The organism is Clostridium sp. NSJ-49, assembly GCF_014287725.1.
GTDB classification, from domain to species: Bacteria; Bacillota; Clostridia; order Clostridiales; family Clostridiaceae; genus Clostridium; species Clostridium disporicum_B.
Genome location: NZ_JACOOP010000018.1, coordinates 38,202 through 62,919 on the forward strand (window position 1 = coordinate 38,202; position 24,718 = coordinate 62,919).

Annotated in this window: 33 protein-coding genes; 2 read left to right on the forward strand and 31 right to left on the reverse strand. The window is 27.5% G+C overall.

Annotated elements, in window-relative coordinates; translation table 11 throughout:
* The 27 genes from dxs to H8S10_RS08400 form a co-directional block, all read right to left on the reverse strand.
* Positions 1-1,860 (reverse strand): 1-deoxy-D-xylulose-5-phosphate synthase, encoded by a 1,860-nt coding sequence (gene dxs / locus H8S10_RS08270; protein ID WP_186838553.1) that lies wholly within the window; start codon positions 1,858-1,860, stop codon positions 1-3.
* Positions 1,861-1,877: 17 nt separating this feature from the next.
* Positions 1,878-2,747, reverse strand: a complete 870-nt coding sequence (locus tag H8S10_RS08275; RefSeq protein ID WP_055265818.1) for a polyprenyl synthetase family protein — start codon at positions 2,745-2,747, stop codon at positions 1,878-1,880.
* Positions 2,737-2,952, reverse strand: coding sequence for an exodeoxyribonuclease VII small subunit (xseB, locus tag H8S10_RS08280; RefSeq protein WP_055265820.1), 216 nt, complete (start codon positions 2,950-2,952; stop codon positions 2,737-2,739). Before xseB ends, H8S10_RS08275 begins: the two co-directional genes overlap by 11 nt.
* Positions 2,952-4,166: an exodeoxyribonuclease VII large subunit gene (gene xseA, locus H8S10_RS08285; protein WP_186838554.1), complete on the reverse strand. Its 1,215-nt coding sequence runs from the start codon at positions 4,164-4,166 to the stop codon at positions 2,952-2,954. The genes xseB and xseA overlap by 1 nt, the downstream gene beginning before the upstream one ends.
* Entirely contained in the window at positions 4,156-5,004 is an 849-nt protein-coding gene (locus H8S10_RS08290) for a tetrahydrofolate dehydrogenase/cyclohydrolase catalytic domain-containing protein (RefSeq protein WP_186838555.1), read from the reverse strand. The genes xseA and H8S10_RS08290 overlap by 11 nt, the downstream gene beginning before the upstream one ends.
* A 30-nt stretch (positions 5,005-5,034) precedes the next feature.
* Positions 5,035-5,439 (reverse strand): transcription antitermination factor NusB, encoded by a 405-nt coding sequence (gene nusB / locus H8S10_RS08295; RefSeq protein WP_055265826.1) that lies wholly within the window; start codon positions 5,437-5,439, stop codon positions 5,035-5,037.
* 191 nt (positions 5,440-5,630) lie between these two features.
* The gene (locus H8S10_RS08300; protein WP_055265828.1) at positions 5,631-6,020 is read right to left on the reverse strand and encodes an Asp23/Gls24 family envelope stress response protein; all 390 of its coding nucleotides are present in this window, start codon (positions 6,018-6,020) and stop codon (positions 5,631-5,633) included.
* Positions 6,021-6,107: 87 nt separating this feature from the next.
* Complete coding sequence (locus H8S10_RS08305) at positions 6,108-6,611, reverse strand: SpoIIIAH-like family protein (protein ID WP_055265830.1); 504 nt, start codon at positions 6,609-6,611, stop codon at positions 6,108-6,110.
* 54 nt (positions 6,612-6,665) lie between these two features.
* On the reverse strand, positions 6,666-7,271 hold the full coding sequence (gene spoIIIAG / locus H8S10_RS08310; RefSeq protein ID WP_055265832.1) for a stage III sporulation protein AG: 606 nt from the start codon (positions 7,269-7,271) through the stop codon (positions 6,666-6,668).
* Positions 7,272-7,859 carry a stage III sporulation protein AF gene (locus tag H8S10_RS08315; protein WP_186838556.1) on the reverse strand — a complete coding sequence of 196 codons (588 nt, stop codon included), beginning with the start codon at positions 7,857-7,859 and terminating at the stop codon, positions 7,272-7,274. It abuts the gene before it with no gap.
* 3 nt (positions 7,860-7,862) lie between these two features.
* Positions 7,863-9,050, reverse strand: a complete 1,188-nt coding sequence (spoIIIAE, locus tag H8S10_RS08320) for a stage III sporulation protein AE (RefSeq protein ID WP_055265836.1) — start codon at positions 9,048-9,050, stop codon at positions 7,863-7,865.
* Positions 9,051-9,059: 9 nt separating this feature from the next.
* Positions 9,060-9,443, reverse strand: coding sequence for a stage III sporulation protein AD (gene spoIIIAD / locus H8S10_RS08325; RefSeq protein ID WP_055265838.1), 384 nt, complete (start codon positions 9,441-9,443; stop codon positions 9,060-9,062).
* A gap of 9 nt (positions 9,444-9,452) precedes the next feature.
* Positions 9,453-9,650, reverse strand: coding sequence for a stage III sporulation protein AC (gene spoIIIAC, locus H8S10_RS08330; RefSeq protein ID WP_055265996.1), 198 nt, complete (start codon positions 9,648-9,650; stop codon positions 9,453-9,455).
* A gap of 21 nt (positions 9,651-9,671) precedes the next feature.
* Complete coding sequence (spoIIIAB, locus tag H8S10_RS08335; RefSeq protein WP_055265840.1) at positions 9,672-10,190, reverse strand: stage III sporulation protein SpoIIIAB; 519 nt, start codon at positions 10,188-10,190, stop codon at positions 9,672-9,674.
* Positions 10,175-11,098, reverse strand: a complete 924-nt coding sequence (gene spoIIIAA, locus H8S10_RS08340; RefSeq protein WP_055265842.1) for a stage III sporulation protein AA — start codon at positions 11,096-11,098, stop codon at positions 10,175-10,177. The genes spoIIIAB and spoIIIAA overlap by 16 nt, the downstream gene beginning before the upstream one ends.
* Before the next feature lie 152 nt (positions 11,099-11,250).
* The gene (locus tag H8S10_RS08345) at positions 11,251-11,613 is read right to left on the reverse strand and encodes a CD1247 N-terminal domain-containing protein (protein ID WP_055265844.1); all 363 of its coding nucleotides are present in this window, start codon (positions 11,611-11,613) and stop codon (positions 11,251-11,253) included.
* Between the two features lie 133 nt (positions 11,614-11,746).
* Positions 11,747-12,304 (reverse strand): elongation factor P, encoded by a 558-nt coding sequence (gene efp, locus H8S10_RS08350; RefSeq protein ID WP_186838557.1) that lies wholly within the window; start codon positions 12,302-12,304, stop codon positions 11,747-11,749.
* Between the two features lie 162 nt (positions 12,305-12,466).
* Complete coding sequence (locus H8S10_RS08355) at positions 12,467-12,814, reverse strand: hypothetical protein (RefSeq protein ID WP_055265848.1); 348 nt, start codon at positions 12,812-12,814, stop codon at positions 12,467-12,469.
* Positions 12,815-12,816: 2 nt separating this feature from the next.
* Entirely contained in the window at positions 12,817-13,209 is a 393-nt protein-coding gene (locus tag H8S10_RS08360) for a hypothetical protein (protein WP_055265852.1), read from the reverse strand.
* Positions 13,190-13,837, reverse strand: coding sequence for a hypothetical protein (locus H8S10_RS08365; protein ID WP_055265854.1), 648 nt, complete (start codon positions 13,835-13,837; stop codon positions 13,190-13,192). Before H8S10_RS08365 ends, H8S10_RS08360 begins: the two co-directional genes overlap by 20 nt.
* 8 nt (positions 13,838-13,845) lie before the next feature.
* Positions 13,846-14,280 carry a prepilin-type N-terminal cleavage/methylation domain-containing protein gene (locus H8S10_RS08370; RefSeq protein ID WP_186838558.1) on the reverse strand — a complete coding sequence of 145 codons (435 nt, stop codon included), beginning with the start codon at positions 14,278-14,280 and terminating at the stop codon, positions 13,846-13,848.
* The gene (locus tag H8S10_RS08375; RefSeq protein ID WP_055265858.1) at positions 14,271-14,738 is read right to left on the reverse strand and encodes a type II secretion system protein; all 468 of its coding nucleotides are present in this window, start codon (positions 14,736-14,738) and stop codon (positions 14,271-14,273) included. The genes H8S10_RS08370 and H8S10_RS08375 overlap by 10 nt, the downstream gene beginning before the upstream one ends.
* Positions 14,739-14,742: 4 nt before the next feature.
* A complete protein-coding gene (locus H8S10_RS08380) occupies positions 14,743-15,144 on the reverse strand; it encodes a prepilin-type N-terminal cleavage/methylation domain-containing protein (RefSeq protein ID WP_186838559.1) in 402 nt (133 codons plus the stop codon).
* A gap of 13 nt (positions 15,145-15,157) precedes the next feature.
* On the reverse strand, positions 15,158-15,604 hold the full coding sequence (locus H8S10_RS08385; protein WP_055265862.1) for a type II secretion system protein: 447 nt from the start codon (positions 15,602-15,604) through the stop codon (positions 15,158-15,160).
* A complete protein-coding gene (locus H8S10_RS08390; RefSeq protein WP_055265864.1) occupies positions 15,597-16,631 on the reverse strand; it encodes a type II secretion system F family protein in 1,035 nt (344 codons plus the stop codon). The genes H8S10_RS08385 and H8S10_RS08390 overlap by 8 nt, the downstream gene beginning before the upstream one ends.
* Entirely contained in the window at positions 16,597-18,018 is a 1,422-nt protein-coding gene (locus tag H8S10_RS08395; protein WP_231071617.1) for a GspE/PulE family protein, read from the reverse strand. The genes H8S10_RS08390 and H8S10_RS08395 overlap by 35 nt, the downstream gene beginning before the upstream one ends.
* Before the next feature lie 78 nt (positions 18,019-18,096).
* Complete coding sequence (locus H8S10_RS08400) at positions 18,097-19,098, reverse strand: hypothetical protein (RefSeq protein WP_186838560.1); 1,002 nt, start codon at positions 19,096-19,098, stop codon at positions 18,097-18,099.
* A 165-nt stretch (positions 19,099-19,263) separates the two neighbouring features.
* Between H8S10_RS08400 and H8S10_RS08405 the strand changes: the two genes are divergently transcribed.
* A complete protein-coding gene (locus tag H8S10_RS08405) occupies positions 19,264-21,000 on the forward strand; it encodes an NFACT RNA binding domain-containing protein (RefSeq protein ID WP_186838561.1) in 1,737 nt (578 codons plus the stop codon).
* A gap of 135 nt (positions 21,001-21,135) precedes the next feature.
* Here the strand turns inward: H8S10_RS08405 and H8S10_RS08410 are convergent, their stop codons facing one another.
* The 4 genes from H8S10_RS08410 to H8S10_RS08425 form a co-directional block, all read right to left on the reverse strand.
* Positions 21,136-22,293, reverse strand: a complete 1,158-nt coding sequence (locus H8S10_RS08410; protein ID WP_186838562.1) for a class I SAM-dependent RNA methyltransferase — start codon at positions 22,291-22,293, stop codon at positions 21,136-21,138.
* A 15-nt stretch (positions 22,294-22,308) separates the two neighbouring features.
* Positions 22,309-22,845: a bifunctional pyr operon transcriptional regulator/uracil phosphoribosyltransferase PyrR gene (pyrR, locus tag H8S10_RS08415; RefSeq protein ID WP_186838563.1), complete on the reverse strand. Its 537-nt coding sequence runs from the start codon at positions 22,843-22,845 to the stop codon at positions 22,309-22,311.
* Positions 22,846-22,856: 11 nt separating this feature from the next.
* A complete protein-coding gene (locus H8S10_RS08420) occupies positions 22,857-23,765 on the reverse strand; it encodes an RluA family pseudouridine synthase (protein WP_055265873.1) in 909 nt (302 codons plus the stop codon).
* Between the two features lie 126 nt (positions 23,766-23,891).
* Positions 23,892-24,494, reverse strand: coding sequence for a DivIVA domain-containing protein (locus tag H8S10_RS08425; protein WP_186838564.1), 603 nt, complete (start codon positions 24,492-24,494; stop codon positions 23,892-23,894).
* A 122-nt stretch (positions 24,495-24,616) separates the two neighbouring features.
* Here H8S10_RS08425 and H8S10_RS08430 point away from each other — a divergent pair.
* Positions 24,617-24,718 (forward strand): IS1 family transposase (locus tag H8S10_RS08430; RefSeq protein WP_347707662.1); only part of this gene is annotated, 102 nt, incomplete at its 3' end.

Here is a 24,718-nt window from a genome sequence, read left to right on the forward strand (position 1 = left end):
TTATCCTTGTATCTCTACTATGCAATCTTTTATTCCTTTTGGATCTAATCCTGCATCCTTATAAAGATTTGTAACATCTCCATGTGGTACAAATTCATCTTTAAATCCTAATGATCTAAATCTACCTTTAAATCCTAATTTATTTAATTCCATAAGTACATATGAACCAAATCCACCGTTTACTATATTATCTTCAATAGTAACTATATTAAATCCTTTTTGCACTAATTCATTTAGCATTTCTAAATCTAAAGGTTTTATAAATGTAGCATTAATTATAGTTGGATTATATCCAAGTTCTAATAACTTGCTTCTAGCAATTAGTGAATGCTGAACCATTTTTCCTGTAGCTATGATTGCAACATTCTCTCCATCTATAATTTTTTCCCACTTTCCACAATTTATTTCACTTACAGGTATAATTTCATCACAACAATCTGAACCTCTAGGATATCTTATAGCCACTGGTCCATTTTGATTTATAGCCCATTTCAGCATTAATGATAATTCCTCTAAGTGCTTTGGTGCTAAAACCTTTAAGTTAGGTATTTGCGAAAGATATGATAAATCAAAAACTCCTTGATGAGTTTCTCCATCTTCTCCTACTATTCCTGCCCTATCTATTGCAAAAACTACAGGTAAATTTTGTATACATACATCATGAATTATCTGATCAAATGCTCTTTGTAGGAAAGTTGAATAAACCGCAAATACAGGTTTTAATCCGGCACTTGCCATACCAGCTGCTAAAGTTGTTGCATGCTCCTCTGCTATTCCTACATCAAAAAATCTATTAGGATATTTTTTTGAAAATTCTTTTAATCCAGTTCCGTCAGGCATTGCTGCTGTTATAGCTACTACTCTATTGTCAACTTCAGCAAGTTCCATCATAGTATCTCCAAAAACTTTTGAATAAGTCTTTTTAGGATTTATATTAGTTTCTCCACTTTCTAAGTCAAAAGGTGATACTCCATGATATTTATTTGGATTTTTCTCAGCGAATTCATATCCTTTTCCTTTTTGAGTTATTACATGTATAATAACTGGACCATTAATACGCTTAGCTTTTGTTAAAACATCGTTCATCATATTAATGTCATGTCCATCTATTGGTCCTATATATTTTATTCCCATCCCTTCGAAAAACATTGATGGTACTAATAATTGCTTTATACTATCTTTAACTTTATGTATAGAATGACTTAATGCTTTTCCAACATTTGAGGCATTTAAGGTTGAATTTATGTCTTCTTTTAACTTATTATATCCAGGTCCAACTCTAAGTTTGTTTAAGTGATTTGATAATCCTCCAACATTTTTTGATATAGACATTTGATTATCATTTAACACAATAGTAAGATTGGTTTTATTAAATCCTACATCGTTAAGTGCTTCTAAAGCCATTCCCCCTGTTAATGCTCCATCACCAATAACTGCTACAACATCATAATCCTCTTTTAATACATCTCTAGCCCTTGCCATTCCTATAGCTGCTGAAATAGATGTACTACTATGCCCTGCTCCAAAAGCGTCATATTTACTTTCAGATCTTTTAGGAAATCCACACAATCCTTCATATTTTCTTAAAGTGTCAAACTTTTCTTTTCTTCCTGATAATATTTTATGTACATAAGCTTGATGTCCAACATCCCATACAATCTTGTCTTTCTCAAGATTGTATGATTTGTATAGACTTAAAGTTAATTCTACTACCCCTAAATTAGAAGATAAGTGTCCTCCCGTTTTTGAAACACTATCTATTAAAAATTCTCTAACTTCTTCGGACAATTTATATAATTCTTTACTACTTAACTTATGAATATCATCTGGAGACTTTATATTATTCAATATATTTCCCATACATACCATTCCTTTGTTTAATATTCTCTATCTAACAACTCATATGTTAATTTAATTAAATCACTAGCATCAACAGATAGAGTCTTAAGTATATCAATACAATTCTCCGTTAACTTTTTACATTCTATTTTACAATATTCTAATCCATAAAGTGATATGAAGTTTGTTTTATCATTATTCTCATCACTTAATGTATTTTTCCCTAACTTATTAACATTGCCTTCTACGTCAAGTATATCATCTTTTATCTGAAAAACTAAACCTAATTTTTGTCCAAATTCATTTAGTTTATTTTTATCATCTTCATTAGCTCCAGCAAGCATAGCTCCAACTACAACCGATGCTCTTATAAGTTCACCAGTCTTTTTTAAATGCATATAATTTAATACATCTTTTGAAACTTTCTTTCCTTCACTTACAATATCTACAACTTGGCCACCAATCATGCCTTCGGGTCCTGCAGCTTCAGCTATTTCAATTGCTGCTTTTAAAGCATTTTCTCCATTTTTAAGTGCAAAGCTCATCATTAATGACATAGCCTCATTTAATAGCGTATCACCAGCTAATATAGCTATTGCCTCACCATACTTTTTATGATTTGTTGGCATTCCTCTTCTTAAATCATCATTATCCATAGCTGGTAAATCGTCATGAATTAATGAATACGTATGTATCATCTCCATAGCTGCAGCTACAGGTAAAATATCTTTCCAATTATTCTTATACATACTATAACTTAATATCATTAATATAGGTCTAATTCTTTTACCACCTATATTTAAGCTATAGCTAGCTGAATCATATATTATCTTATTATAATTGCCTTTATCATTAAAATAATTTTTCAAATAATCATTAAGCGATTCCCTAATCTCTTTATTCTTCATCACTATTCACCGCTTCATTTTCTTCTTTAATATTTATAAATTTACCTTCTAATGTATTTAATGTTTTATATAATTTATTTATAAGCTTACTACCTTTTTCATATTCCTTCATTGATTCCTCAAGGGTAAGCTCAGAATTCTCTAAGTTTCTTAGAATATCTTCTAAGTTTTCTAACATCTCATTATAACTCTCTTTTTTTGCCATTATAAATCTCCTCCCCTTTCTGTCAAGATAAAGCTTCCTTTAACATATCCATCCCTTAAAGTAATATTAATCTCCTCTTTATCACTAAAATCCTCTACATTTTTTAAGATATTATCATTCTCATCCTTAATTATAGCATATCCTTTTCTTAATATATTTATAGGGCTACGAGCTTGAAGAATTTCATTTAAAGATATTAATTTTTGTTTTTCCTTATCTATCTTATTCTTAATACTAAAATCTAATCTTTCTTTTAAGTTTTGAACTTCTAAATATCCATTTACAATCTTATTTAAAGGGGATTTTAATCTTAATACTTCATCATAACTTTCTAAGAGATTTTTTTCGATTTCAAATTTTCTTTGCATTATTGTGTTTAGATTATATTTGTTAATTTCTATTCTCTTATATATATCTTCTTCTAAAGGAGCTACCAATTCTCCCGCCTGTGATGGCGTTGCTGCTCTTATATCTGCTACAAAATCTGATATGGTAAAATCTACTTCATGTCCAACGGCTGACACAATAGGAATATTAGAATTAAATATTGTTTTAGCTAACTCTACTTCATTAAAGTTCCATAACTCTTCAATGGAGCCTCCACCTCTACCAATAATTATTACATCTACATTCTTTTTTCTATTAAAATACTTTATACCTTCAATTATTGTCTTGTACGCTCCATTTCCTTGAACCTGAGCTGGATAAAGCATTATATCTACTAATGTATTTCTTCTTCTAATAACATTCTTTATATCTTGTATAGCTGCTCCTGTTTCAGATGTTACTACACCTATTGATCTTATATCTCTAGGTATATCTTTTTTTAAATCTTCATCAAAATATCCTTCTTTTGCTAGTTTAGACTTTAACTTTTCAAATTTAACGTATAGTTCTCCTATACCTTCTTTTTCAATTTCATCACAATATATTTGAAATGTCCCACTAGCTGTATAAACAGAAGCTCTACCTCTTATAACAACTTCCATTCCATCTTCTAAAGGAAATCTTAAATCATAAGCTCTATTTTTAAACATTATACAGTTTATCTTGCCAGCAGAATCTTTTAACGAAAAGTATATATGTCCACTTGAATGAAGCTTTAAATTAGAAATCTCCCCTTTTACAGAGAGATTATTTAAAATAAAGTCATTATCCAATATTTTTTTTATATAGTTATTTACTTCTGATACAGATAATGTCTTAATCTTCATCTTTCTCTAATGCCTCACATGAATTTTTTATTAGTAAAGTGGTAGTTAATGCTCCTACTCCTCCTGGAACAGGTGTTACAAATGATGCTTTATCAATAACTTTATCAAAGTCTACATCTCCTGTTATTTTCCCATCAACTGAAGATGTCCCAACATCAATTACTATGGCTCCATCTTTTACAAATTCATCATCTATAAACTTAGGCTTTCCAATAGCACTAATTAATATATCGGCTTCCTTACAAACATCTTTTAAATTCTTAGTTTTCGAATGACATACTGTAACTGTACAGTTTTCATTTAATAATAATGTACTTAGAGGTTTACCTACAATATTACTTCTCCCAATTACTACAGCTCTTTTACCTTCTAAAGTAATATCTAAACTCTTTAAAATTCTTATAACTGAGTTTGGGGTACATGGAAGAAAACATTTTTCTCCTATATATAACTTTCCAACATTCTCATATGTTAAGCAATCAATATCTTTATCTGCTGAAATATTAGAAATAACTCTTTTCTCATTCATTTCTTTTGGTAAAGGTAATTGAAGTATTATTCCACTAATATCTTCTCTATTATTTAAATCTATAATCTCGTTTATTAATTCTTCTTCTGAAATAGAACTAGGGAATAATATTTTATCAAACCCAACACCTAATGACTTAGATATTTTTTCCTGATTATTTATGTAATAAATAGACCCTCCATCTTCTCCAACAAGAATAGATGCTATTTTAGGTATTATTAAATTATTAGCTTTTCTAAAATTTACAAACTCTGATATATCTAGTTTTATTTTATCAGCTATATTTTTTCCTTTAATTATTTCTCCCATATGTATACCCCTACTCACCTATTCATATAATTAAATACTTTTAAACGCTTTATCTAATACACCATTGATAAATGATACGCTCTTTTCATCAGAGTATTTTTTAGTTAACTCAATCGCTTCATTTATAGCAACTTTTTCTGGTACATCTTCAACATAAAGCATTTCACCAACAGCTAGTCTAAGTATTGTTAGGTTAACTCTTGAAATTCTATCTAATTTCCAATTCACTAATGATTCTGTAATTATTCCATCTATCTTTTCTAAATTATCAGTTACAACTTTCACTGTAGATTTAATATACTCTAAATCTATAGTTGTAAGATCCATTTCATAGTCTTCTACAAAGTTTTCTATTGTTTCTTCATATGAATTTTTACTTAATTCCATTCCGAATAATAATTCCATTGCAATTTCTCTTGATCTTTGTCTTTTCATAATTTCCTCCTAAGTACTAATGCATATATTATATCTATATAAACACTTACTTTATTAATATTATAAACTTATATTTATTAATTAAACATATGTATATTACAATATAATCTTACTTGTGTCTATAATAAATCAATTTATTAACTAAAATTTCTCTAAATAATGAGAAACCCTCTGATGATCAGAGGGTTTTACTAATCTTCTTTTAGATTTTCTTGTTCTTGCTTTGGTACATATATGTTTTGAACACTTATATTTACCGCTTCAACACTTAACCCAGTTATAGTTTCAACAGTTTTCTTTACATTTTCTTGTACACTATTAACTACATCTGGAATCTTAACTCCATACTCAACTGCTACAGATAAGTCAATAACAGCCTTGTCTTCTACTAAAGTAACTTTAACGCTTTTTCCTAAGTTATTCTTCTTACCTTTTAATATTTGTGATATGTTATTTCCAACGCCTTGTGGAAGCTCTATTATTCCATCAATTTCTTCTGCTGCTATTCCTGCAATTACACTAACAACTTCATCAGAAATCTTTACGATTCCTAATGCTGAATCAGTCTTAACATTTTCCATATTAAACCCTCCTCAAGGTTTACATTTTTGTAAAACCTCTTTTTTCTTATGTTTATTATATCAAAATACTTTTACTATTACAACGAATTATTTCTTTGTTTCTATTTGTATATCACTTAATGTTGTAATATCTTCAACTAATTGTTGTAATAAAGCAGTTTCCTCTGTAGTAGGAGTTTCCTTTACTTTAACATATACTGTAACCTTATTAGAATCTATCATACAAATAGCATCTTCATACCCTTTATTCATGATTCCCATTTCAACTCTTGATTCTTGTTCTTGAAGTTGAGCTTTTTGAATTAACGAATTATTTGCTATGTCTTTCGCCTCTTGAGAAGCACTTGCATCTTCAGTAATTGCTTTCATCTCATCTTTAATTTTTGCATCAGATTGAGCTTTTTGTGTTCTTAGGTTATAGAAATAATCTTGAGTACTCATTGTTTGTTCTTCTGTATCATTTTCTAGTAACATTGCACCTAAATCTGTTGGATCTGTTAATCCGCTTTCATTTAATTTCATTGATAATACTCCAACACATACTATCAAAGCCATAAGTGTAAAGATAATCCCAAATTGTTTTTTTGTCATTTTAAAAATCCCCCTATACATTTTTCTATTTTCTATTTTTCTATAAATTATATGCTAGTTTTCCATAGGATATACATTAACCTTGTCTAAACTTAAATTATATAAAGTAGAAACTGCAATTTGAATATCATATCTTAATTTACTATTACTTGCACCTTCTGCTACTATAATTATTCCTGTTATCTTAGGCTTATAAGTCTGTACTATAAACGGTTCATTAGTACTTCCATCAGAATACATAACAACGGTATCTCCTCCAGTTTCTTGTATTGTAGATCGTGTTCCACCTTGTGAATCCTCTTCTCTAGTTTCAGCGGTTTGTGTTGTAGAATTATACGCTGGAACCTTTACTTCTCCACTTTCAAAGTGCATCTTAACATCCACCTTCCCAACACCTTCCATCTTAGATAGTATATCTTGCAGTTCTTGCTTTTGTTCAGCTTCATAATCTAAAATTTCTTTACTTATTTCAGCTTCCTCTACAGTTACTTCTTGTGCACCTTTTGGAGTTAAACTTGATTTTTCATTGCTACTACCAGTAAAAAATGCAGTATAAGCTAACCATAGAAATGCTATAACAAGTAAAACTGCCAGTGCATTAAAAAAAGTTTTATTATTAACTATTTTCTTTAGTTCGTTATTAAGTTTCTCTTTATCCATTTACTCACTCCTCTCCACTTTATATACCTCTATTTTTTCTCTAGAAACATTAAGTTCTTCTGTCAAGTAATCGATTATTTCTTCGCTACCTTCTATCTCTTCATTTGATGACATAACTTCAGTACTTTTACTTATATCTATCTTAATCTTCTCTATAAGTTTTATTTTGTTATCTTTTACTCCAACATTTATTTTTTCAATATTATATGTCATATTTTCTAAATCAATTGTGCATATAACATCACATTCAAATTTTTCACCATCAAACTTATCTTCTAGAAGCATTGCACAGTTTTTGTTTAAATTCTCCTTAAAAGCCTCTACCCTCGTATCATTAACTGCACTGTTATCATTTGAAATTGTCCCCTGAGATAAAATTTGTTCGTATTTCTCAATAGCTCCTATAATTTCCCCTTCCCCTTTTGTAAAAAGATAAACAATAGGATTTAACAATACAGAAACAAGGACCAAATTTAAAACAAACTTTATATATTTTTTAATAGGTTTATCTGGAGCTATCATTTCTACTGCGGTTATAAATATTATTGTTGTAACTAATGCAATTATAAAGCTTTTAATATACTCCATACACTATCCCCCTATTACAAACTTTCCTGCTTGTACCATCATTGCAATCAGTAAAAAGAACATTAAACTAACGCATAATACACAACTCATTATTAATGTTAGCGATTCTCCTGCTGCCGCTATAGATTTTGTTATACGCTTGTCTGCTATTGGTTCTAAAAGAGATGCAGACAATTTGAATATTATAGATGATAAAACTATTTTTATTATCGGGTACAATATTATAAGTATAATTACTATAAGCCCTATTGATCCTATAGCATTTTTTATAATCAACGAATAACCAGCTACAGATGATATAGCATCTGAAAATGATTTCCCAACTATAGGTATAAAGTTATCAATAGCAAACTTTGTTGTTTTTAAAGTAACAGCATCAATCGTAGAAGATGTAATTCCTCTAACCGTTAACAATCCTATAAATATTGTTATTATTATTCCCTGTATCCATATTGTACTTTTTTTTGCTATATCACATAAATTACTTAACTTACTTCCATTAGTCATATTGTTTGCAAACTGCAATACAAAGCTTGATAAAATAAGTGGTATTATTATATTTAAGTATAGTTGTGGAATTAAAATTGTAGCACCTAAAACTATAGGATCCATTGTAGCTGCTTGAGTTAACCCTCCAGCTGCACCTAGCATCAAAACTAATACAGGTAACAATTTACTCATAAATTCCACTACATTTGTTATAACATCCTTCGCCATATCTAAAGATATCAAAAAGGTTTTTGTAAGTATTACTATCATTAAAGCATAACAGGCATAAAAAGCTACTTCAGATATTCCCTCTGAATTAAATGCTTCTTGCAGACTTTTTAGCAATGCACTAATTATTCCTATTGCAATAATCGAAAAAGATAAACCTAAAACACTTTTGACTTCCTTTAAAAGTAAGCTTACAACAGCTCCCCCTATCTTTGATAAGCTAATATTCCCTTTACCATCTTCCATATAAGCTTTAATATAACTTACTGGATCTAATTCATTCATAAGCTCTATATCACTCTTCATAGTGTTTATATAATTATATAAGCTGTCTACTTCACTTTGTATCTCATCATTACCTAGAACTGATGTTATATTATCTTCTGCAAAAGATATATTTGTCACTGAACCAAAACTGAAAAGTATTATTGAAAAAATTAAACTTAAAAATATTCTTTTTATTTTTTTATTCATATCTAACACCTACAATATCTGAAGGATTGAATTTAATACTGCCATCAGTATCGGTATAGCTAATGCTAAAATAAGTATCTTTCCAGCAAACTCAACTTTAGATGCTATACTTGTAGCACCCGCGTCTTTACATATCTCACTACAAAATGTTGAAAGATATGCAATGGCAAGTATCTTAAGAACTATTCCTATATAAACCATATCTATATTAGCTTTATCAGCAATAGTATTAATAAAATTTATTATCTCGCTTAGTTTATCTATTAGAGCTAAAAATATTATTGCTCCTGCGATAATAGCTACCAAAACTGCCAATTCTTTTTTTCTCTCACCTAGAAGCATAAATATAAATAGTGCTGCTAAAGCAAAAGAAACTACTTTTATAATCTCCATAAAATACTCCTATAAAGTAAATAGAGTCTTCACTGAATCAAATAATTTATATATTATACTTAGTACTGCTATTAAGATTATTACTATCCCTGCTAAATTAGTTAATACAGATATATCCTCTCTTCCTCCGCTTTTTAGAACCTTATCGATTATTATCAATAAGACCCCCATAGCTCCAATTTTAAATAATAAACTAAAATCCAACACCACTTTTAAATATCCCCCTTTTTATATGAAAAATATAGCTATTATTGCTCCAACACAAACACCAATACCCCTATACATTTTTCTATTAACTTTACACTCTTCCTCAGCTTCAAGGTATTTTCTTTTCAATTCTTCAGAAGTTAAATTAAAAATTTTCTCCTGCCCATAAACTCCAGATTCACCTAATGAAAAGAAGAAATCTTTAATTATATTAAAATCATCTGCCTTTAAATGAAACTCATCTTTATGGTTATTATAACTTTTATTAAATCCTTCATATACGCTATATATCTCTCCAACCTCCAGCATATCGGCTGTTTCTTTAAAAACTTTACTAAAAGGACTTTCAAGCTTATAGCTAATATTTAATAACGCTGTAGGTAACGGTGTACTAGAGTATAAGACCTCAGTATTCATAAGCATTAATGCCTTTTGGAAATCCTTAAGCTCTACGCTTCTATGTTTAAACACTTCTCCAAAATAGAATCCTATATAGATGCATGCTAGAAATACCACTAAAATAACTATAATTCTAAACATTTAATTTCACCTCTTTCTATTTTGTATATTCTTTCAATAGTACCTGCTCCTTTTCTACTACTTAATATCACTACTCTTTCTATTATTGATTCATCAATTAACTCTTTAAAAACTTTTCTACTATATATATCTTCTATGTCAAAACCATGAACTGTTACAACTATATTTACTCCTGAATTAAATGCCATATTAAGAGCTTCAACTTCTCCTAAAGTACCTATTTCATCACATATCAATACATCTGGTGACAGACTTCTTATCGCCATAATCATCCCTGTTTTTTTCAAACAGTTATCTAGTACATCCGTCCTAATACCCACATCCATCTGAGGTACTCCATTATAACAAGCTGCTACCTCACTTCTTTCATCAATAATAACAACCTTTTTTCCTTTTAACCCAAGAGAATATACTCCATTTGAGATATTCTTTGCTATATCTCTTAAGATAGTTGTTTTCCCACACTTAGGTGGAGAAACTATAAGAGTATTATAAATTCTGTCACCTCCAGTTATAATAGGCATGATTTTCTTAGCTGATCCTACAACTGCTTTAGATATACGTATATTCAATGAAGATATATTTTTTATAGTTTTAATCTCTCCATTAGAAATAACACACTCTCCAGCTATCCCAACTCTATGTCCACCTTTTATTGTTATATATCCTTGTTTTATTTCCTCTTCATAAGCATATAAAGAATAGTTTGATATCTTTACAAGTATTCCTTTAACTTCATCATTAGTTGTAACATAATTTAATACCTTCTCCTCATTTGATAATATTAATATTATTGGTTTACCAACCTTTATTCTTATCTCTTGTATAGTTCCATCGCTTATAAATTTTTTTGTTTCATTAGCAATTTTTTCAGGAAGTATTCTTATAACTTCTTCTCCATAAACCATTTTAATCACTTCCTCTTCCACCGTTCTATATAATTTTTATTTCACACACTTTATAATTATTCTTAATATAAATAAAATATGTAAAATATTTTTATTATTTAGATAACATATTTTTATAAAAAAAAGAAACTGCAAATCTTTGCAGTTTCTTTTTAATTAGCCTTATTATTACAAAATGGACATGGAATATTATTATTTTTATTTAAAGCATCCTTTTCAACAAAAAGTGGTTTTCCACAACATTTACAGCTAATCTCAATATATTCATCTTCAATATCCATTAAGTCTTCAAAAGTTACTTCTTCAAATAATTCATCTTGTATATCTGTTAAATCTTCACCTATGTATCCAACATTCTCTTCTAGAGACTCTTGTTTAACTATAACTTCTTCTACTTTATCACTTAAATTAATTAACAAATTAGAAATTTGATTGAATAACTCTTTATATTTCTCATCTTGTATACTTTCTATACTATTTTTGATATTATCTATTTCATCAAAAATCTCTCTCACTTGCTTTCACTTCCTTAAAAGTTAATACTCTTATCTAAATTATACCCTTTTTGTAAAATTTATTATCAACTTATTATTAAAAATAGATATTAAAAAATGCTAAGTTCTAAGGAACTTAGCATTAATTAAGATATTAAACTCTTTCCATGTATTCGCCAGTTCTAGTATCTACTCTTATAGTATCTCCTTCATTAACGAACATTGGAACGTTAACTACAGCTCCTGTTTCTAATGTAGCTGGTTTCATAGCATTTGTTGCTGTATTACCTTTGATTCCTGGATCTGCTTGAGTTATTAATAATTCAACGAAGTTTGGTGCTTCAACTGAGAAAGCATCTCCTTTGTAGAATTTAATTATAGCAAACATGTTTTCTTTTAAGAATTTTATAGCATCTTCAACTTTTTCATAGTTTAGTGGAATTTGCTCATAAGTTTCTTGATCCATGAAGTAGTATAATTCTCCATCAGAGTATAAGTATTGCATTTCTTTTCTTTCTATTACTGCTTCTTGTAATTTAGCAGTTGGGTTGAAAGTTGTATCTGTAACTCCACCTGAAATAACGTTTCTTAACTTAGTTCTAACGAATGCAGCACCTTTACCTGGTTTTACATGAAGAAAATCGATTACTGTAAAAACTTGTCCTTCATATTCAAAAGTAGTACCTTTTCTTAAATCACCTGCTGATATCATATAAGTTCCCTCCAAATAACTTGAATTCATAATTATTATGACCGTAAAACTCGATAAATAGTCATAACTATATTGTTGCATAATGACACAACAAAAATATTCTATCAAAATTACTAAAGAAATGCAATTATTTCATAAATATCTGTTGAATTTTTAATTATTTCATCTACATATGTCCAATAAAACCTGAAAATCATTAACATTTCCATCAATTTTATAATTAATTATATTATAATTTTTTAGTAATTCTATACTATTCAATACTTCTTCCTTACTACCTGACAATAAAACTTTACCACTCCATATCTCTCCATCATCTTTTAACTCTAATACTTCTAAATTTTCTATTTCATTTAACTCTATATCAATCTCTTTAAAATTTCCTTTTACTCTAACTTCATTACTAGAAATAACTTCTGTTGTTTTGTTATCCTCATTAAAATATAAACAAATTTGTATAATAGTTATCGCAAATATAACAATATAAATAATCATTTTTCTTTTAATCATAATTATCTTTTTATCACCCTTAAAATCATATTATCTTCTATCCTCTTATACTCTTTTATATCAAACCCTTCTTCCTCAATGTTATATGCAAATTTTCTATCTTTTAAATATATTTCTCCATCGTTGTTTTGTATTGAAATATTTATATAGTAATCATCATTTATATTAATCCATTCTTTTATACTTTTTATTTTATTTTCATAGTAATATATATCATCTTCACTAAATACTTCTATATCTTTATCATAATTTATCTTATTTAAATTTAAAGGTAGTAAAATACTATTTAAAAAAATCATCAGAAATAATGCTCTTTTATTACTTCTCTCAAATTCACTAACTTTCTTTACTCTAATATTCTCTGGTAAAAAATCTTTATATTTTTGATATTTCATATTCTACCTTCTCTTTCAAATTTATAAAATTAATCTCCTTAACGACTTCATTTTCTGAAATACTTTCTATAATTATATCCTTCAAATTAATATCGACTAATAAATCTTCTCCTACTAATTCTTCAAGAAGTAACTTATGTAAAGTATCTTCTCTTTCTTCCATGGTTTTCGAGTAAATTAATATTCCACTTTGAACCCGAATAAAATATAAATAATTATTTATTTTAACTAAAGCTTTATAGGTTTTCTTATATTTAAACCTTTTCTTTATAATGCTTATTAAAGTATATTGAATAGGTTCTACACGCATCTTTTCAGCTTTATATAAAATTCTACTTACTTTATTTCTCTGTTTAATTGAATATATGTATATTTTCTTTGATTTTTTATCAATAATGTAATCCACTAATGTATCTTCATCAATAATCAAATTATTTTGTATATCTTTTTCTATATCTTTATTAATATTTATATCTATCTTTTCACAAATTTTTATTAATGGATTTTCTGCTAATATTACTACTCTAATATTTTTACCACATTTACTTGTCAGACTCTCTATATCATTATCTTCATATATTTTACCTTTATAGACATACTTATTCTTTTCTATAACAACAGTATTCATAAACTCTCCTATTTATTAGTGTATGCTGTGATATATCTCGTGGGAATTAATTTAATCTTTTCAGGCTCACTTACAACCTCATATTCCAATTTTCTATATTTCTTCTCTAAATTTTTCTTATGAATCAAATATATATCCTTATCTAATAACTCTATATATAAATTATTATCATTTGATGAAGTATATATTATTTTTTCTTCTATTCCCTCTTCTTCTAGCTTTCTCATAAGCTCTATATCTAAAGAAATTTTATTTTCTGCCACTTTTATCAACTGTTCTTCTTCACTATTAAGTGTTAAAATATCTTCTTTTATCCCATAATAATTAGATTTTCTTAGGTTTACAAAGTTTTGTTTTGCATATAAGGATATAAGAACTATTAGAATGCTTATAACGATTAAAGTTTCTAATAATGCAAACCCTCTCTTTTTCTTTATATACATCTTATTCTTCTCTCTTCACTCTTTGTAATAATTTCAAAATATATAAGTTCATCTTTCTGTAAAACATTAAAGTCTTTAACATTCTTTAAAAGAACATTGTTTCCTGTGCTAGTATCTAAATCATCATTTATTAAAGTTTTAACCATTAAGTTATTATCTTTTTTATATATAATCTTTTTCTTAATACTTTTACCTTTATGAACCATTTTTGATACAATCTCAATTTTGTCCCCTTCTACATTGATAGCTATTATATAATCACTTCTAAGAATATTATCAATATTTATAAGACAATTATCCAAATTATCTAATTCCGTGCTTTTATTTATATATAGAACGTATTCTTTAGTAGCAGAAATAATTATATTAAAAGATACCGTTGTTATTATAGTAAAAATACCTAAAGAAACTAATAGTTCTATTAATGTAAATCCTCTTTTATTCTTTTTTTCTTTCAATAAACTACCTCCACTTTATAAACTCCCTTTCTTCTGTAAAACCATCTTCATAAATTGAAATTTTAACATTTAAGCTATCATCACTATTATTAGAAAATGAAATAGTGATTCCATTACCTTTATCCATTTCAAATAAACCTTTACATTTTAAATCCTCTAATATATTATCATAATTTTTCAATTCTATTTTGTTAGCATTACTTTGTGAAATAATATTTTCCTTAGTACAGTTATACTTTAATTCGTTCATAATACAGTATGTTATTCTACTCAATTTTTCTTTGGTTTTTCTACTAGTAAGATTAATATTATAATCTTTAACTAACGCTACAAATAATGTTATAACAATCATTAAAATCATCAAACTTACTATAGTTTCAATCAAAGTAACACCTTTTCTTTTCATTTATCCACCTTTATTAATAAATATTTACTAAATCTATCCCAACTGAAATTGTTACTTCATGATATTCTCCAGTTAAACTTTTAAAAATTATAGAATTGCTAGAAACTACCCCTTTACTACTTACAGGTATTTTAAAATCAGATACAAATTTATATCCCTTTGGTAAAGTTACCTTCGCAATTATATTCTTTGTAATTTCATTTTTTGTATCTATAAAAAGTATTTCTCCACTTAAAGTATTTATCTCTAATCTGCCAGTATTTCCAGTATTATAGCTATAGTGTTTAGCAAAACTAATTATATTAGCTATATCATTCTTTAAACTTTTTGATGTAATAGTATCAATAAGTTTATATGTTGACTTACCATTTATAAATATCGGCATAATTACTAATAATATTGCTATTACAACTATAACCTCTATCAATGTATATCCTCTTTTTCTCATACTTCTATCCAATCAACCCTTCAAAAACAGGTAGTATAACTATTAAAATAAAGCTTATCACTAATCCTCCTATAAATACTATTGTTATTGGTTGTATAAGCTCTAGTATCCTATTTAGTTCAGTATTTAATCTATCAAAAAGTTCATCTTCTAATGTAGTCAATACAGTTTCAAGGTTCCCACACTCTTCTCCTAATCTTATATGTGCTAATGTATACCTAGTAAATCCAGAAGTCCCCTCTAAAGCTAACGTTAACGACTTACCTTCTAAAATTGCTAAATTAATAAATTTAAAATCTTCTTTTATTCCACCTAATAAATCTATATCCATACAACGTTCTAATCCTATAGATAAACTAATACCACTTTTAACAATTATAGAAAGTAAAACTACGGAAACATATTCTTTAAATCTTCTTATTAAAGGAGTTTTATATATAATATTAGCTAAATTATTTCTGAAGTAAAAAATAACTGTAGCCGGTGCAAGTACACCCCAAAAAGAGAAAAATACTATAAATAAGATTGGTGATTTATCAATAAATTTTTTTAATAAAATAGAAAGTTCTATGACTTTTGGTATTTCCTTTTCCATAGAAATAAAGATATCTTGGAACGTCGGTATTACAACCATTACAAAAAAACATACTAATAAAATTGTTATAAACACTAATATAGCTGGATACGTTAAAGAGCTTTTTAATCTTCTTTTCATCAAATTCACCTTTTTGTAATATACATATAATCCATTTAAAACATCGCCTAATCTCCCTGTCTCTTCCCCTACTTTTAACATAGATAAAAAGAATTTTGGATATAATCTATCATATTTGCTAAAAGAATAATATAATCCTTCACCCTTCCCTAAGTCTCCTCGTATATCTGTAATGCTTTTCTTATATTCTTTTGTTAAAGGTAATTCTTCCATCAATTCAAAAGAATTAAATAAAGGTATTCCAGATTTATATAGATTATATAAATTTTCTATAACTATCTGTAAATCTCTATGTTTTGTGTTTAGGAGTGTATTTATCCTCATTGTCAAACTCAATCTCCTCTACTTCTAAAAACAGATTATAATCATTACAACTAATTAGCCCATCTTTTAAAAGTTCCTTCAAATTGTCTACCATCTCTTTATTACTTAGTAATCTATCATCTTCATTTAGATTAACTAATTTCCGTTTATTTTCTTTATTCATATGATGTATAGCTGCTACTAATGCTCTTCCTCTATACCCTGTAAAATTACACCTACTGCATCCTCGTTTTTTATATACATTGATTTTTTTGCCTTCACTCTCAATTTCACCTTCTAATACTTTACAATCATCGCAAAGTATCCTTATTAGACGTTGTGAAATAATTCCTACTAAAGAATCTTTTATAATATAATTCTTTACTCCCATATCTTCTAATCTAAAGAAAACCTCTCTTGCTGTTTTAGTATGTATAGTCGAATATACCTTATGTCCTGTTATTGCAGCAGTAGCAGATATTACAGCAGTCTCATCATCCCTAATTTCACCAACCATTATTATATCTGGATCTTGCCTTAATGTGCTTCTTAAAGCCTCTGCAAAATTCAAATCAATAGTCTTGTTTAGAGCAATTTGATTTATACCTTGCATAACAACTTCTACGGGATCTTCAAGAGTCGTTATGTTTACCTCTTCTGTATTTACCTCTTGTAATATTGTATATAATGTTGTTGATTTGCCAGATCCTGTTGGTCCGTTAACTAACACAAGTCCATTGCTCACTTTTATTATTTCTTTAATCTTCTTCATTTGATTTTTAGTTAATCTTAAACTTTCCAATTTATAATTAAAAACCTGCCCATATAATATTCTTACTACAAGTTTTTCTCCAAATATTGTGTTAGTAAATGAAAGTCTTAAATCATAATTTTTATCCATTTCTTTAAAAGTAAGTTTACCATCCTGTGGTCGTCTTTTTTCTGTAATATCTAAATTACTTTTAACCTTTAACTTAGATATTATCTTTAAATGTTCTTCTAATGTTAAAATATTGGTAATAACAAGCTTACCATCTATTCTCATTCTAACTACTGTAAATTTCTCTCTTGGTTCAAAATGTATATCTGATGCATTTAATTCTATAGATTTTCTTATTATTATCTCTTCTACATCATCTTCTAAACCTACATATAATCTTTCTATCATTCCAAAAAGAGTATTTTCATCTATTTCTTTTATCTCTAATTCTTTATCAAAAATAAATTTCAATTCATTTTTAATGTTTAGGTTTACATTAGAAGCAATAATATATATTTTTTCACCTTCATTCCTATAAGGAATAGCCTTAAGTCTCTTTGCATCGTCTTTTGTTATTTTTCTTAAAATTTTAATATTAATTTTTTCAAAGTCTATCAACATCTTTTCACCCTTTAAAGTAATTTCCAATTTATTACTTCTTTAATCATTACTTTTAATATTAAAAGTAAAAAAATAAAGATTTCAGACTTTAAAGTCTAAAATCCCTTAATTCATATTAATGAAAGTATATTTCCCTTTACTTTTTGATATTAAATTTACAGTTCCATCAGAATAACTGTATATATTTTGTTCATTATAATCTTCATTACTTCCCATAAACAATAATTCACCCTTTGGACTTACAGATAAACCTTTTTCTAAATTAATCATAAGCGGAAAATCATATACTACCCTATGTAAATCATTACCTAAAATTTCATAAATAGAATATACATCATCTTTTACTTTTCCTAATATGTATATATTTTCATCTATTTTTATTATATCTTTTATATCTATTATTTTTTCAGTAATTTCTTCAAAGCTATTATTTTTTTCTAAGGAAATTAATATTTTCCTATTTTCCATATTATCTTCTATAAACACAACTTCATCGTCTATAGCCTTTAAAAATGAAACATATCCCTTATTTATTTCATATACTAGCTCTTCTGTTTTATTTGATAAGTCATACGTAAAAATTCCACTTTTTTTATCTTCATTTCTTATTCCATAATAAATAAGTGTATTATCTGCTACCCAATCAGCAAATTGACCTGAAATCATAACCTTATTATCAATAATTACTTCTGTTTCATTTTCCAAATCAATAACTTTTGGCTCTAATATTCCATTATCACAAAAATAAAATATATATTTTCCATCATTAGATAACTTAGGCGATTTTATCTTATTATCATTAATTCTAATATTTTTACCTAAGTAGTTAATAAACACATCATCATCTTGGATAAAAATATAATTTCCACTTTCACTATTATATGAAATCACCAATTCTTCAGTATCTATCTTTTCATAGATATTATCTTCATTTAAAGAATATATACTATTGCTTTCTAAGTTCCTATAAGAACCTTGACTTAACGTAACTCTCTCTTTTTCTTCTCCCGTTTCCCTTTCTTTTTCTTTTTCTGCGCACCCAAACATTAGCATAATTATAGATATAACTATTACTACAAACTTTAAATTATTACTTTTCACTTTCATCTTTACCTCATTTACTTATAAACTATCCCCCACATTTAAGTTATATCTTAGATACATATAATCTCTTATAACTTTTTTACTTATACCTTACCCCTTGTTACCTTGAATACCTATGCATAATAATGTTATACTATCCTTAAAACAGAAAAAGAGAGGAAAACATTTATGGCATTAGATGGTATCTACTTATATAGTTTAGTCCAAGATTTGAAAAAATCAATAACAAATTCAAAAATTGATAAAATAAATCAACCAGAAAAAGATGAAATTATTGTAACATTAAGAAAAGACAGAAAAAATGTTAAACTTTTGATTTCTGCATCTTCAAAATATCCTAGAATTCATCTTACAGAAGTTAGTAAAACTAATCCTCTTCAAGCACCTATGTTCACAATGGTACTTAGAAAATATTTAATAGGTGGAAGAATACTAGAGGTTGAACAAGTTGATGGTGATAGATTACTTAATATATATATAGAAGCTACAGATGAATTAGGGTTTAACAGTATCTATATACTTGTAGTTGAGATTATGGGGCGTCATAGTAATATTACATTAGTTAGGCAAAGAGATAATAAAGTAATGGAGTGTATAAAACATATCGGCGCAGATGTAAATAGCTACAGAATTCTTTATCCTGGAGTTACATATAAATATCCTCCTAAATCTAAAAAACTTAACCCTTTTAATTTCTCTAAAGATGAACTTGAAGCTTTCTTAGAAAAAAATGATATTCCTTTTGATGAAAATTTATTTTCATCAATTTTTACTGGAATCAGTAAACCACTTTCTCATCACTTTTATTATGAATATTCTAAATCAGAAAGTGATATAAAATCAGATATTATTTATAATTTTATGAAAGATATGTCTACTACTCTTGTAAATAATTCTGTATTTAATATTACACTTGATTGTAATAGAGATTTTATAGATTTATTTTCTATCAAATTAACTAATATAGAAAATGAAAGCAATTCTCTTGTATTTGAAAATCCTCACATAATGATGGATAAATATTACATAGAGAAAGATAAGCAAGAGCGTATAAAAAGTAGATCTATCAATATTCAAAAACTTCTAACTACTAATATAGATAGATGCTTAAAGAAAGAAGAAAAACTTAATTCATTACTAAAAAAATGTGAAGGAAAAGATGATTTTAAAATAAAGGGCGACTTATTAACTTCATATATTTATACAATAAAAGCTGGTAGTTCTTCTATTGAACTTTTAAACTTTTATAGCGAAAATGAAGAGTATATGAAAATTCCTTTAGATCCTAATAAATCTCCTTCTGAGAATGTTCAAAGTTATTATAAAAAATATAATAAACTAAAAAAATCTGAAGAATCTTCATTAGAACAATTAGAGAAAAATGAAGAAGAACTTCAATATCTTTATTCCGTATTAACTAATATACAAAATTGTGAAAGCTATGTTGAAATAGATGATATTAAAAATGAGCTTATCTCAACAGGATATATAAGAAATAGAAAGTCAAATAAAAATGATAAAAAATCTAAAGCTTCAAAGCCTTTGCATTTTGTTTCTTCTGAAGGAATTGATATTTTTGTAGGTAAAAATAACATTCAAAATGATTATTTATCTTTAAAATTTGCAAATAAGAATTATATGTGGCTTCATACCAAAAATATACCTGGCTCTCATGTAATTATTTGCTCAGCAGATGTTCCTGATAAAACATTAATTGAAGGTGCAACACTTGCTGCTTACTATAGCAAAGCACAAACTTCATCAAAAGTTCCTGTAGACTATACTTTAGTCAGAAATCTAAAAAAACCTGCTGGTTCAAAGCCTGGTATGGTAATATATCATACAAATTACACACTTTACGCTGAACCGTCAGAATTAAATTCTTTTAACTTAGAAAAAAAGTAAATTTAAAATAATTCTTTATTGATAAAGCCAGCTTATGCTGGCTTTAAATTATTATCATCTTATAAACTTCTAATTAATTTCTTAACAGAAAAAAATCCAGTATAAACTGGATTTTCTCATTAACTTTTAATTAAATTAAATGTGGTTTATTAACATATCTCCATCATTTTTAATTAATGTATTATCAAAATATTGATAATAATAACATTTTATTTTACCATTATATAATTTTCTATTCTTACTTGCTTTTCTTGCAAATGGTCTTTCAAAGTTTTCAAAAGAAGTTAATATATTAAAATCCCAAGTATTATGTATCTTTTTATATTCTCCAAATATTCTATAAAGTTCTCCTACTTCATCCTTATCTCCTAATCTTTCTCCATAAGGCGGATTAGTTATAATAAATCCATTTTTATCTGAAGTCTTAAATTCTCTAAAATCTCTTTTTTGGAATTCTATATATTTTGAAACACCAGCTTTCTCAGCATTACTTCTTGCAACTCTTAAAATTCTACCATCTATATCATAACCAATAAGCTTAATATCATTATGCTTTATGCTTCTTTCAGCACCTTCTTTAACTTGTTCATAGATTTCACTACCTATTGTTGGCCAAGTTTCTGATACGAAATTTCTACATAATCCTGGTGCTATATTTTGAGCTATCATAGCAGCTTCTATTAATATAGTTCCTGATCCACAAAAAGTATCAACTAAAGGATAATTGCCTCTCCATCTAGATATTAATACCATTGCTGCTGCTAAAGTTTCTTTTAATGGTGCTATTCCAGCCTCTTCTCTATATCCTCTCTTATGTAAACCAACACCACTTGTATCTATAGATAGTGTAACTACATCTTTTAATATAGAAACTTCAATTTTATAAACAGGTCCATCTTCATCAAACTTATCTATTCCATAACTCTCACTCATACTTGTTACTATAGCCTTTTTAACAATTGATTGACAATCTGGAACACTAAATAAAGTAGATTTTACAGATTTACCTACTACATGCATTACCCCATCTTTAGGAATGATTTCACTCCATTTAACTTTTTTAGTACCTTGAAATAATTCTTCAAAGGTTCTAGCTTCAAATTCAGCCATTTTTATAAAAACTCTGTCAGCAGTTCTTAAGTGAACATTTGCTATAGCAATATCCATTTCATCACCTACAAAATGAACCTTACCATTTTCTGTTTTTAAATCTTCATATCCTAACGCTTTTAATTCCTTAGCCGTTATTCCCTCTAATCCAAAGGTAGTAGTTGCAACTAAATTATATTCCATTCTTTTTCTCCTTTTTTATGATTCATATATCTTCACTGAATCATCTTCATCTATTTCTGTTATCTGTACTGCTACAATTTCTGATTTTGATGTAGGAATATTTTTACCAACATAATCAGCTCTTATTGGCAACTCTTTATGTCCTCTATCAATTAATACAGCTAATTGTATTGATTTAGGTCTACCAGCATGAATTATCGCATCTATAGCAGCTCTTACAGTTCTACAAGTGTATAAAACGTCATCTACAATTATAACTTTTTTGCCTTTAACCTCAACACCTAAGTCTATATTTTTAACCTCTGGCATATCCATTATTTCTGATATATCGTCTCTATATAAAGTAATATCTACATAACCTACTGGAACTTTTATTCCTTCAATATTTTCAATATTTTCAGAAATTCTATTAGCAATAGGATAACCTCTTCTTTTTATTCCTATTAATACTATATCTTCAACACCTTTATTTTTTTCTATAATTTCATGAGATATTCTTATTAAACTTCTTCTTATAGCGTTTTGATCTAATAAGTTAGCTTTTAATTTCATAGTTAATCCTCCTATCTTAACTTTCTTATTAACTCTTCAAAATATTCTGGAAGATCTGATGTAAACTCTATGTATTCACCTGTACTAGGATGTATAAACCCTAAGGTTTTTGCATGTAATGCTTGCCCTTCAATTTTAAACTTTTGTTTTTTGAATCCATATGTTTGATCACCTACTAGTGGATGTCCAATTGATGCCATATGTACTCTAATTTGATGAGTTCTTCCTGTCTCTAAAGTACACTTTATTAAAGATACACCTTTATCATATTGTTCTAAAACTTCATAGTGAGTAACAGCTCTCCTTCCGTCTTCCACTATATCCATTTTTAATCTATCCTTCTTATTACGACCTAAAGGTTTATCTATAGTACCTGACTCTTTAGAAAACCTACCTTCAACTAATGCATAATATTCTCTTTTTATAGAGTGATCTTTAAATTGTTTTGCTAAAGAATTATGTGCTTCATCATTTTTAGCTACAACTAAAATTCCTGTAGTATCTTTATCAATTCTATGTACTATACCAGGTCTTATAACACCATTTATACCTGACAAATCCTTGCAATGATATAAAAGCCCATTAACTAAAGTTCCACTATAATTACCTGGTGCAGGATGTACTACCATATTCTTAGGTTTATTAACTACAATTACATCACTATCTTCATAAACTATATCTAATTTTATATTTTCAGCTTTTACATCTAGCTCTATAGGTTCTGGCAAAATCACTACTACCTCATCGTTTATCTTCACTTTATAATTACTCTTTATTATTTTACCATTTACCGTTACAGCTTTTTCTTCAATAAGACCCTGAATAAATGATCTAGTTTTTCCTTCAATAACAGTAGATAAATATTTATCTATCCTTTCTCCAGTATTTTCTTCAGTAACTTTCAATATTATTTCTTCCATATAATTTATTTCTCCGTTTATAATAATTCTTACCACATTATAATATATCTATATATGTTACTCAAGTATTATACAGTAATAAATCATATAAAATTAAAAGAGACGTCTCCGTCTCTTTAATATGTATTAGTTTTTTGCGAAGAAACTCTTAATTTCGGAGATATCATCAGCTTTAACAGTATTGCTCTCACTTTCCTCATCTACGTTTGACTTCGTCTCAATCTCTTTACTACCTAACTCTAATTCTTGTATAACTTCAGAAACATTATAGTTTTTAGTTAAATCTTTTTCTAACTCATCAAAAGTTTGAAGTTGTGTATTCATAAAGCCTCTAAATTTTGCTCTAAATTTAATAAACTCTTCTTTAACTCTCTCATATTCATCATTTATTCCGATAACATCACTGTGTGCTTTATCTAGGATTTTTTGAGCAGTTTCATTTGCATTGTTCACAATTAAATCCGCTTCTTTTTGTGAACTCTCTTTTGCTTGTTCTGCAGCATTTTGAGCTAATAATAATGTATTCTGTATTGTAGCCTCAAGTCTTTCATAATGGTCAACTTTATCTTTAAGTCTTGTAACAGTTTCTTTTAATCTTGAATTTTCTTTATATAACTCTTCATAATTTTCAACAACTTCATCTAAAAATTCATCAACTTCATCGGGATTATATCCTCTAATTCCCCTCTTAAATTCTTTATTGTTAATATCCATTGGCGTTAACTTCATTTTTCCCCCACCTCGTTCTTTACGATCTGTTAAGTTATATGAACATTGCTCTTCTCAACCCAAGGAAATACAATAGGTTTGCAAGACTAAATAATACCCCCTTCGAAAAGGAGAGAAGAACAATGAGCAAAACTAATATAAAATGCCCACGCTGTAATTCTGATAAACTATACAAGTTTGGTATGAATAAGCAGGCTAAACAAAAGTATCAATGTAAGCAGTGT

What these genes read in the sequence shown, in the direction of transcription:
- dxs (WP_186838553.1), bottom strand. Translation starts at nt 1,860, where the DNA reads ATGGGAAATATATTGAATAATATAAAGTCTCCAGATGATATTCATAAG.
- H8S10_RS08275 (WP_055265818.1), bottom strand. Translation starts at nt 2,747, where the DNA reads ATGAAGAATAAAGAGATTAGGGAATCGCTTAATGATTATTTGAAAAAT.
- xseB (WP_055265820.1), bottom strand. Translation starts at nt 2,952, where the DNA reads ATGGCAAAAAAAGAGAGTTATAATGAGATGTTAGAAAACTTAGAAGAT.
- xseA (WP_186838554.1), bottom strand. Translation starts at nt 4,166, where the DNA reads ATGAAGATTAAGACATTATCTGTATCAGAAGTAAATAACTATATAAAA.
- H8S10_RS08290 (WP_186838555.1), bottom strand. Translation starts at nt 5,004, where the DNA reads ATGGGAGAAATAATTAAAGGAAAAAATATAGCTGATAAAATAAAACTA.
- nusB (WP_055265826.1), bottom strand. Translation starts at nt 5,439, where the DNA reads ATGAAAAGACAAAGATCAAGAGAAATTGCAATGGAATTATTATTCGGA.
- H8S10_RS08300 (WP_055265828.1), bottom strand. Translation starts at nt 6,020, where the DNA reads ATGGAAAATGTTAAGACTGATTCAGCATTAGGAATCGTAAAGATTTCT.
- H8S10_RS08305 (WP_055265830.1), bottom strand. Translation starts at nt 6,611, where the DNA reads ATGACAAAAAAACAATTTGGGATTATCTTTACACTTATGGCTTTGATA.
- spoIIIAG (WP_055265832.1), bottom strand. Translation starts at nt 7,271, where the DNA reads ATGGATAAAGAGAAACTTAATAACGAACTAAAGAAAATAGTTAATAAT.
- H8S10_RS08315 (WP_186838556.1), bottom strand. Translation starts at nt 7,859, where the DNA reads ATGGAGTATATTAAAAGCTTTATAATTGCATTAGTTACAACAATAATA.
- spoIIIAE (WP_055265836.1), bottom strand. Translation starts at nt 9,050, where the DNA reads ATGAATAAAAAAATAAAAAGAATATTTTTAAGTTTAATTTTTTCAATA.
- spoIIIAD (WP_055265838.1), bottom strand. Translation starts at nt 9,443, where the DNA reads ATGGAGATTATAAAAGTAGTTTCTTTTGCTTTAGCAGCACTATTTATA.
- spoIIIAB (WP_055265840.1), bottom strand. Translation starts at nt 10,190, where the DNA reads ATGTTTAGAATTATAGTTATTTTAGTGGTATTTCTAGCATGCATCTAT.
- spoIIIAA (WP_055265842.1), bottom strand. Translation starts at nt 11,098, where the DNA reads ATGGTTTATGGAGAAGAAGTTATAAGAATACTTCCTGAAAAAATTGCT.
- efp (WP_186838557.1), bottom strand. Translation starts at nt 12,304, where the DNA reads ATGATATCAGCAGGTGATTTAAGAAAAGGTACTACTTTTGAATATGAA.
- H8S10_RS08355 (WP_055265848.1), bottom strand. Translation starts at nt 12,814, where the DNA reads ATGATTAAAAGAAAAATGATTATTTATATTGTTATATTTGCGATAACT.
- H8S10_RS08360 (WP_055265852.1), bottom strand. Translation starts at nt 13,209, where the DNA reads ATGAAATATCAAAAATATAAAGATTTTTTACCAGAGAATATTAGAGTA.
- H8S10_RS08365 (WP_055265854.1), bottom strand. Translation starts at nt 13,837, where the DNA reads ATGAATACTGTTGTTATAGAAAAGAATAAGTATGTCTATAAAGGTAAA.
- H8S10_RS08370 (WP_186838558.1), bottom strand. Translation starts at nt 14,280, where the DNA reads ATGTATATAAAGAAAAAGAGAGGGTTTGCATTATTAGAAACTTTAATC.
- H8S10_RS08380 (WP_186838559.1), bottom strand. Translation starts at nt 15,144, where the DNA reads ATGAAAAGAAAAGGTGTTACTTTGATTGAAACTATAGTAAGTTTGATG.
- H8S10_RS08390 (WP_055265864.1), bottom strand. Translation starts at nt 16,631, where the DNA reads ATGAGGATAAATACACTCCTAAACACAAAACATAGAGATTTACAGATA.
- H8S10_RS08400 (WP_186838560.1), bottom strand. Translation starts at nt 19,098, where the DNA reads ATGAAAGTGAAAAGTAATAATTTAAAGTTTGTAGTAATAGTTATATCT.
- H8S10_RS08405 (WP_186838561.1), top strand. Translation starts at nt 19,264, where the DNA reads ATGGCATTAGATGGTATCTACTTATATAGTTTAGTCCAAGATTTGAAA.
- H8S10_RS08410 (WP_186838562.1), bottom strand. Translation starts at nt 22,293, where the DNA reads ATGGAATATAATTTAGTTGCAACTACTACCTTTGGATTAGAGGGAATA.
- pyrR (WP_186838563.1), bottom strand. Translation starts at nt 22,845, where the DNA reads ATGAAATTAAAAGCTAACTTATTAGATCAAAACGCTATAAGAAGAAGT.
- H8S10_RS08420 (WP_055265873.1), bottom strand. Translation starts at nt 23,765, where the DNA reads ATGGAAGAAATAATATTGAAAGTTACTGAAGAAAATACTGGAGAAAGG.
- H8S10_RS08425 (WP_186838564.1), bottom strand. Translation starts at nt 24,494, where the DNA reads ATGAAGTTAACGCCAATGGATATTAACAATAAAGAATTTAAGAGGGGA.